Source organism: Nocardiopsis halotolerans DSM 44410, assembly GCF_000341065.1.
In the GTDB taxonomy this organism is placed as follows: domain Bacteria; phylum Actinomycetota; class Actinomycetes; order Streptosporangiales; family Streptosporangiaceae; genus Nocardiopsis; species Nocardiopsis halotolerans.
The window spans coordinates 1-9167 of record NZ_ANAX01000221.1; the positions used below are offsets into that span (position 1 = coordinate 1).

Sequence of the window (9167 nt, forward strand, 5' to 3'; positions counted from 1 at the left end):
CCGCGCTACGCCTCGCCCGCCTTGACCCAGTAGGTCCTCCACTGCGCCTCGGACAGCTCACGGGGCTCACGGCCGTCCGCGCGGGCCGCGTCCTCGGCCGCGCGCACACGGGCGTCGAACCGGCGGGCAGCCGCGCGCAGGTCGGTCTCGGCGTCGCGTCCCCGGCCGCGCTCGGCCGCCACCGCGGCGAACAGCTCACCGCCCTCGGCGCCGTCGTCACCCACCAGGTCCGCGGGGAACCCGTTGCGCACCGCCCGCCTCTGCAACTCGTCGGCCAGCAGCACGGCGGGCTGGGCGAACGGCACCCCGTCCAGGACGGAGGTGCGCCCGTCACCGCCCGCGGCCCTGGCCTTCTCCGCGCGCTCGGCGGCCTTGATGGCCTCCCAGTTGGAGCGCACCTCGTCGGCGCCCGCCACCTCGGCCCCGCCGAACACGTGCGGGTGGCGGCGGGTCATCTTGTCGGTGATGGCGTCGGCGACGTCGTCCACCGTGAACCGCGCCGGATCGCCCTCGGGGCGTTCGGCGGCGATCGCGGCGTGGAAGACCACCTGGAGCAGCACGTCGCCCAGCTCCTCGCGCAGCAGCGCGACGTCGCCCTCCTCGATGGTCTCCAGGGTCTCGTACGCTTCCTGGATGAGGTACTTGGCCAGCGACCCGTGGGTCTGGTCGCGGTCCCACGGGCACTCCCTGCGCAGGGTGTCCATCACCTCGACCAGCCGCAGCAACCGGTACCCGACCGGCTGGCCGTCACCTCGCCCGTCCCCGGGACCGTCGTTCATCCTGTTTCCCTCCCTGCTCGCGCCGCCGCTCATCCGTCCTGCTCGGGCAGCCAACCGCCCGCGCGCAGGGCGGCCAGCACCCGGGCCACGGACTCGGAGGGGTCCATCCCCTCGGTGTCCACCACCAGGTCGGCGTCGTCCGGTTCCTCGTAGGGGTCGGAGATCCCGGTGAACTCGGGGATCTCCCCCGCCCGCGCCTTGGCGTACAGGCCCTTGCGGTCGCGGGCCTCACACACCTCCAGCGGGGTCGCCACGTGCACCAGGAAGAAGTCGCCGAACTCCTCCACCATCGCGCGCACCTCCGCGCGCCCCTTGGCGTAGGGCGCGATCGGCGCGCACACCGCGACCCCGCCGTGGCGGGTGATCTCCGAGGCGACGTAACCGATCCGTCGGATGTTCAGCTCCCGGTGCTCCCGGGAGAAGGTCAGCCCGCTGGAGAGCATGCGCCGCACCACATCACCGTCCAACAGGGTCACCGACCGCCCCGACCTGCGGACGCCGTCGCACACGCCCCGGGCGATCGTGGACTTGCCCGACCCCGACAGGCCGGTGAACAGCACGGTCAGCCCCCTCCTGGTGCGGGCCGGGCGCAACCGCGCCAGCTCCGCGCCCACGCGGGCCGGGGTGAACCAGGCGGGCAGCTCGCGCCCGTGCGCCAGTTCGGCCTCCACCTGCTCGTCGGTGAGCTCGGTCCGCGCGTGCGCAGGGTCCACCTGCGTGAGGGGGAGCCACAGGCCGTCACGGGAGTCGTAGCGCCACGGCTCGGGGTCCAGCACGGTCAGGGGCGGCCGCTGGGCCATCACCCGCTCGACGTCGGGTCCGTCCGCTCCGGTCACCGCCAGCATGTGGGTGGCGCCGTAGGCCGCGGCCACGTGCGCGGCCAGCGCCACCTCGCGCGTTCCCCACGGGCCGCCCAGAACGTCCCCGGCGCGGTCGGCGCTCCTCGGCAGCGTGCACACCACGAAGGAGGTACGCGAAGGGAGCAGGGGCTTGGCGGCCAGCACCGCCGTGGCCATGCCCTCGTCCTCCAGGCCCGTGTCGACGATCACCAGTACCTCGGCGCGTCCGTCCCCGCCGTGGACGCGCCCCAGGGCGTCGGCCTCGCTCCGGACCTGGTGCAGGGCGCGGTGGTGCAGCGGCCGGTCGGTGACCACCGCCAGCAGGGGACGGTCGGAGGGATCCAGCTCGCGCTGGGCCCGGACCTCGGCGGGCGAGGGCCGCAGCTCGCGCAGGACGCCGTAGGTGGGCGGGCGCAGCAGGGTCACCGCACCGGCCAGGCGGGGGCGGCCTCCGCCGTCCCGCCAGCACTCGGTGACGCCGAGTTCGGCCAGCGGGGCCCCCTCCGGGTCGGTGAGGGTCAGACGGTCGGCTCCGGACAGCTCCTCGGGCACCTCCAGGATGACCGGAACCGGCCAGGGGCGCCCGTCGGGCAGGCGGCCGTCCCTCTCCACGGCCTCCGTCTCGTCCCGCGTCATGAAACCGGGCAGCGGATAGGCGCCGTTGAGGACCAGCTCCAGGTGGGCGAGACCGTCCGGACCTGGGGCGAAGACCGGAGCGTCCGGCCTCCCGACACCGCCCCCCGGCGCACTCCCGGGCCTGTTGGCACTCACCACGCGGTTCCTCTCCTCCGGTGCTTGGGGTAAACGCCCCTAGCGTATGCCCGGAGCGGGTGGTGACCTGCGGTCGCACCACGTCAGACGGAATAGGAGCAGCTCGGAGGCGGTTCTATCCGGTACGCCGCCGCCCGCGCCCCCGGGCCGGGACGCGGACGGCACGGGGCAGCTCCGTGTCCTCCGGCCGTCCACACCCCGCCCGCGCGCCGTCTCCGAAGTCGATAGTCTGGAGAGGTGCCGGGCGTCCACTCCCGCAGCCGCCTTCTCACCGTGCAGGCCGCGACCACCACCGCCTGATCCGGACCACTTCCACTTTCTGGTGCTATGAGCCTCATTGGACTTCTCGCCGACGTCTCCAGGGACCCGGCGCTGCACAGCGCGATCGAGGCCGCCCGTGGCGGCCACGATCCCCATCTCGACCTCGTCGCCCCGGCGGCGCTGCGCCCCTTCATGGTGGGGGCGCTGGCCGCCGACCCCCCCGTGGGCGCGCGGCGGCCCGTGCTCGCCGTCACCGCCACCGAGCGCGAGGCCTCCGACCTGACCGACGCCCTGGGCTCCGTGCTGCCCGAGAACTCGGTGGCGCTCTTCCCCGCGTGGGAGACCCTGCCGCACGAGCGGCTGTCCCCGCGCTCGGACACCGTCGGCCAGCGGCTGGCCGTCCTGCGCCGCCTGGCCCACCCCGACCCCTCCGACCCCCTGACCTCCCCGCTACGGGTGGTCGTGGCTCCCGTGCGCAGCGTCCTGCAACCGCTGGTGGCCGGTCTGGGCGACCTGGAGCCGGTGCGTGTCCGCCCCGGCGACGAGGTGCCCCTGGAGGACGTGGTCACCGACCTGGCCAACACCGGCTACGCCCGAGTGGACCTGGTCGAGAAGCGCGGTGACATGGCCGTGCGCGGTGGCATCCTGGACGTGTTCCCGCCCACCGAGGAGCACCCGCTGCGGCTGGAGTTCTGGGGCGACACCGTCGAGGACATCCGCTACTTCCAGGTCGCCGACCAGCGCTCCATCGAACCCCGCGAGGGCGACGACGGGCCGCGCACCAGCGCCTCCTCCGGGCTGTTCGCGCCGCCGTGCCGTGAGCTGCTGCTCACCGACACCGTGCGCGGGCGGGCGAGGGCGCTGGCCGAGGAGCACCCCTCCCTGGCCGAGATCCTGCACAAGATCGCCGACGGCGTCACGGTGGAGGGCATGGAGGCGTTCGCCCCGGTGCTCGCCGAGCGGATGGAGCCGTTCCTGAACCACCTGCCCGAGGGCGCGATGGTGGTGGGCTGCGATCCCGAGCGCATCCGCACCCGCGCCGTGGAACTGGAGGCCACCAGCGCCGAGTTCCTCGACGCGTCGTGGATCAACGCCGCCTCCGGCGGCGAGGCCCCCATCGACCTGGGCGGGTCCGCGTACATGTCCATCTCCGAGCTGCGCTCCACCGCCGCCGAACTGGGCCTGCCCTGGTGGGGGCTGACCCCCTTCGCCGCGGACGAGGAGGGCGGCGCGGCCGAGGAGGACGACGCCGTCGTCGTCGGCGCGGTGCCCGCCGACTCCTACCGCGGCGACACCGAGCGCGCGCTGGCCGACATCAAGGGGTGGCTGCACGACAACTGGAGCGTCGTGCTGGTCACCCAGGGGCACGGGCCCGCCGAGCGCCTGGTGGCGATGCTGCGCGACGCCGGACTCGGCGCCAGCCTGGCCGCGGACCTGGACGAACAGCCCAAGCCCGCGGTCGCGACCGTCACCACCGGCCTGGTCGACCACGGCTTCCTGCTGCGCTCGGTGCACACGGTGGTGCTCACCGAGACCGACCTGGCGGGTCAGAAGTCCTCCACCCGCGACATGCGGCGGATGCCGAGCAGGCGGCGGGGCACCGTCGATCCGCTCCAGCTCAAGCCGGGCGACTACGTCGTGCACGAACAGCACGGTGTGGGCCGCTACCTGGAGATGGTCAGCCGCCAGGTCCAGGGCGCCACACGCGAGTACCTGCTCATCGAGTACGCGCCCTCCAAGCGCGGGCAGCCCGGCGACCGCCTGTTCGTACCCACCGAGCAGCTGGGCGAGGTCACCCGGTACGTGGGCGGCGAGGCGCCCACGCTGTCCAGGATGGGCGGCGCCGAGTGGAGCAAGGCCAAGAGCCGCGCCCGCAAGGTGGTCCGGGAGATCGCGGGCGACCTCATCCGGCTGTACTCGGCACGGCAGGCCTCCCCGGGGCACGCCTTCGGCCCCGACACCCCCTGGCAGCGTGAACTGGAGGACGCGTTCCCCTACGTGGAGACGCCCGACCAGCTCGCCGCGATCGACGAGGTCAAGAAGGACATGGCCAAGTCGGTGCCGATGGACCGGCTGATCTGCGGCGACGTCGGCTACGGCAAGACCGAGGTCGCGGTGCGCGCCGCGTTCAAGGCGGTGCAGGACGGCAAGCAGGTCGCCGTCCTGGTGCCCACCACGCTGCTGGTGCAGCAGCACATGTCCACGTTCACCGAGCGCTACGCCTCGTTCCCGGTCACGGTCCGGCCGATGTCGCGGTTCCAGACCGACGGCGAGGTGGAGGCCACCCGCGAGAAGTTGCGCAGCGGCGAGATCGACGTGGTCATCGGCACGCACCGACTGCTGTCGTCGGAGACCCGCTTCAAGGACCTGGGCCTGGTCATCATCGACGAGGAACAGCGCTTCGGCGTGGAGCACAAGGAGGCGCTCAAGCGGCTGCGCACCCAGGTGGACGTGCTGGCGATGTCGGCCACACCCATCCCGCGGACGCTGGAGATGGGCATGACCGGCATCCGCGAGATGACCACGATCCTCACCCCGCCCGAGGAGCGCCACCCGGTGCTCACGTTCGTCGGTCCCTACGAGGACAAGCAGATCACCGCGGCGATCCGCCGCGAGCTGATGCGCGAGGGACAGGTGTTCTTCGTGCACAACAGGGTGGCGTCCATCGACAAGGTGGCCGCGAACATCCAGCGCCTGGTACCCGAGGCACGGGTGGCGTACGCGCACGGCCAGATGAACGAGCAGCAGCTCGAGAGGGTGATGGTCGACTTCTGGGAGAAGAACTTCGACGTGCTGGTCTCCACCACCATCGTCGAGTCCGGTCTGGACGTGCCCAACGCCAACACCCTCATCATCGACCGCGCCGACACCTACGGGCTGTCGCAGCTGCACCAGCTGCGCGGCCGGGTGGGCCGTGGCCGCGAGCGCGCCTACGCGTACTTCCTGTACCCGCCGGAGAGGCCGCTGACCGAGACCGCCTACGAGCGGCTGGCCACCGTGGCCCAGCACACCGAGACGGGCGCGGGCATGTACGTGGCGATGAAGGACCTGGAGATCCGGGGCGCGGGCAACATCCTGGGCGCGGAGCAGTCCGGGACCATCGCGGGCGTGGGCTTCGACCTGTACGTGCGCATGGTCGGTGAGGCCGTGGCCGAACTCAAGGGCGACCCGGACGCGGCCGAGGAGGTCGAGACCAAGGTCGAGCTGCCCATCAACGCGCACATCCCGCACGACTACGTACCGGGCGAGCGGCTGCGGTTGCAGTCGTACAAGCGCATCGCCAGCGTCACCAGCGAGGAGGACATCCTCGCGGCCTACGAGGAGCTCACCGACCGGTACGGAACGCCGCCGGAGCAGGTGGACAACCTCATGGCGGTGGCCCGGTTCCGTGTGCTGGCCAAGTCCGCGGGGCTCTCGGACGTGGTGATGCAGGGCAACCAGATCCGCTTCGCGCCGGTGGAGCTGCGCGAGTCGCAGGAGCTGCGGCTGCGGCGGCTGTACCCCAAGTCGATCCTCAAGGAGGCGACCCGGACCCTGCTGGTGCCGGTGCCCAAGGCCGGGGGGCTGGGCGGGAAGCCGCTGCGGGACCTGGAACTGCTCAAGTGGTGCACCGACCTGGTCAACTCCATCTTCGAGCCCGCCAGGAGCAGGCCCGCGACCAGGAGCGAGTGACGGCGAAGTGACCGTGTGGGCCCGTCCCGGACCTCCCGGTACGGGCCCACGGCGTGTCGGGCCGTCGTGCTTCTCGGCCTCCTGCCGGACCACCCTCCCGGCATCGGTTCCCGAGCCCGGACACCGAATCGGAGCTCGCGGGGGCCACGACGCGGCGCCACCACACCCCGGGTCGGCTCCGAGGCCCTCGTACCCCGTGGCCCGCACCCGGGAGACCACCGGGCGTTCCTCACGGCTGGGGCGCGTCGGCCTCGTCGGAGTCGGCCTCGTAGGTGATCCCGTACATCTCCTCGGACTCCTCGTCCTCGGCGGAGCGCCGCCACCAGCGCCCGCCCGAGGCCCGCCGCGCCCTGCGNGCCGCTCCTTCAGCTCCCGCCGGGCCCGTCTCCGCTCGACCCGCTCGGCCGCCCGGTCCGGTACGTCCTCCTCCGGCGCCTCCGGCCCCGGGGACGCCGGAGCCTCCTCCTCACGACGGCGCAGCGGCGTCACCGTGGCCAGCCCCTCCCCGACCGGCACGTCGGGAGGCAGTTCCACGGAGGAGCGAGGCTCGGGGTCCTCCGCCCCGTCGACACGCACCTCGTCCCCGACGGGCTCCTCCGTACCCTTCGCGGTGGGCGCCCCCTCCTTCGGAGAGGACCTCCCCCACCCGCGCTCCGAGCGCCGCGACGCACGCGCCGGACGCTCTCCGCGCGTGTACCACCAGTTCGCCGCCCACGCGACGACGGCCGCGGCCACACCCACCTCCAGGGCGGTGACCAGGCCCACCTGCCACGCCGACGAACCCACCTCGCTCAGCCTCTCCCCGCCGAGCGAACCCCCGGCCATCCCGGCCAGCGCGGCGCACAGCAGGCCCGTGGTCACCCCGCACACGAACCCCCACAGCGGCGCCGCCTCGCTCACCACGTCCGGGGCACTGCGCTGGGCGAGCGCACCGCCCACCGCCCCCGCGACGAACGGCACCGCCAGCGCGATCAGGGAGACGACCGGCGCGGCCCCGTTGTCCGGCAGGGCGGCCAGCATCGGCAGCAGCGGCAGGGCACCCACCGACACCCCCGTCGGCGCGACGACGGTTCCCGTCCCCACCGCGAACCCGGGGCCCAGCGCGTAACACACCGCGAAGACCACCGCGTTGGGCAGATACGCCAACTGGACGACGAACAGCAGCACGCCGCCGACCAGACCGGGGTTCAACGTCCGGGTCGTCTCGACCGCCTCGGGCAGGCTCACCGCCAACGCCACCAGGAACAGCAGCAGGCCGCCGAGCAGGAGTGTTCCCGTGGAGGCGAGCATCCCCACCAGCAGGGAGCGCGACCGGGCGGGCATCAGCCGCAGCAGGTCCCGGACGGCCACCTCCTTGTCGCGCATCAGCTGGCGCAGCACTCCCAGACCACCGGCGAGGAACGCGATCACGAAACCCATGAGCAGTGCGCGCCACATGTTCGGCTCGACCGCCTCGGTACGCGCCAGCAGGGCCAGGGTGCCCGCGATCGCCGCGTACGGCCCGGCGATCGACAGCGCCGCCCGGTACACGTACCGCAGTCGGGGGATCTCGCAGGAGCGCGCCAGCCACCGGCCGGACCGGTACAGCAGCAGCCCCGGCAGCAGGACCAGGCCGATCGGCAGCAGGGCGATCTGCCCGTCGGGCACGGAGAACGACACGTGGTGACCCACCAACCAGGCCAGCACCGCCCCCCGGAGGATGTCGGCGATCTCCTCACCGAAGGCCTCGTGCGGCGCGGCCACCCACCCGACCAGGGTCAGGGTGACGATCACGGCCAGCCCCAGGGCCGCGGCCGTGGCCGCGGCGATCCCACCGGTCGAGTAGAGGGGCCTGGGCGCGCCGGTGGCCCTGGCGGGCGCCACCTTGGACGCGTCGGCGGCGCTGGTCCGCGGACGCTTGGACGGACGGCCGCGCTCGGGGGGAGATCCTGGCGTACTCACCCGACTTATGCTGCCAGGGACCGGAATGCTCCGCGGTATCCCGGCCGCGCGTGTCGTGCCGGTGCGCACGGGGCCCGGCCGGTCCGTAGAGCGGGGAACCGGCACCAGTGCGGCCCCGTCGTACCCTGTGAGCCCGGCACAGCCCCCCGCCCCGAATGGAACGATCCCGCATGGCAGGTCCCGACCCCGACCGCTACCGCGTCTCCGACGACGAGCGCGACCGTGCGCTGGAACAGCTGCGGACCGCGCTGGAGGAGGGGCGACTGGACCTCGACGAGCACGAGGCCCGCTCGGCCGCTGCCCTGAAGGCCGTCACCAACCTGGACCTGGTCCCGCTCTTCGAGGACCTGCCGGCACGGCTGCACCCGGACTTCGTCACCGGAACCGCCGGCACAGCGCCCGCCACCCGTGAACCCGCGCCCGTGGAGGGCAGCGCCTCGAAGGGCGGTGAGGTGGACCGCAGGCACCGCGGCCCCCACCTGGGCCCCATGATCGGCTGGAGCGGCTTCCTGTTCCTCGTGTGGGGTCTGCCCGCCATCATGTCCGGCAACGGCACCTCCATCGCCGTCTTCCTCGGGTTCTTCTTCCTGCTCGTGGTCCCCGGCCTCACCTCCGCCGTCATGAGCGGGCGCCGCGACGACCCCGGGAAGCTCGGCAGCGGCTGAACCCTCAAGGAGCCCCACGCGCACAAGGCTCCGCCCCACCGCTGTGCGCGGCGGGGCGGAGCCTTGTGCGGAAAACGCCTTGGCGGGTCAGAACAGGGCGCGCGCCAGCTGGGCGGTCTCGCTCGGAGTCTTGCCGACCTTGACGCCGACGGCCTCCAGAGCCTCCTTCTTGGCCGCGGCCGTGCCCGAGGAACCCGACACGATCGCCCCCGCGTGACCCATCGTCTTGCCCTCCGGAG

The 9167-nt window shown here is 73.2% G+C and carries 4 protein-coding genes and 2 pseudogenes; 2 read left to right on the forward strand and 4 right to left on the reverse strand.

Annotation, left to right across the window (positions count from 1 at the left end; genetic code table 11):
* Positions 1-5 precede the first annotated feature (5 nt).
* Together D455_RS0116790 and cysC are read right to left on the reverse strand one after the other, a co-directional pair.
* Entirely contained in the window at positions 6-779 is a 774-nt protein-coding gene (locus tag D455_RS0116790) for a MazG family protein (protein ID WP_017571873.1), read from the reverse strand.
* A gap of 29 nt (positions 780-808) precedes the next feature.
* A complete protein-coding gene (cysC, locus tag D455_RS0116795; RefSeq protein ID WP_017571874.1) occupies positions 809-2392 on the reverse strand; it encodes an adenylyl-sulfate kinase in 1584 nt (527 codons plus the stop codon).
* Between the two features lie 324 nt (positions 2393-2716).
* On the opposite strand from cysC, the gene mfd reads away from it, so the two are divergent.
* Positions 2717-6322, forward strand: coding sequence for a transcription-repair coupling factor (gene mfd, locus D455_RS0116800; protein WP_017571875.1), 3606 nt, complete (start codon positions 2717-2719; stop codon positions 6320-6322).
* 229 nt (positions 6323-6551) lie between these two features.
* On the opposite strand, the pseudogene D455_RS35455 reads toward mfd, so the two are convergent.
* Positions 6552-8185: pseudogene (locus D455_RS35455) on the reverse strand (cell division protein PerM).
* 248 nt (positions 8186-8433) lie between these two features.
* Between D455_RS35455 and D455_RS0116820 the strand changes: the two are divergent.
* Entirely contained in the window at positions 8434-8928 is a 495-nt protein-coding gene (locus D455_RS0116820) for a DUF1707 SHOCT-like domain-containing protein (RefSeq protein ID WP_017571877.1), read from the forward strand.
* Positions 8929-9015: 87 nt separating this feature from the next.
* Here D455_RS0116820 and D455_RS33835 read toward each other — a convergent pair.
* Positions 9016-9167: pseudogene (locus D455_RS33835) on the reverse strand (succinate--CoA ligase subunit alpha); the annotation flags it as partial.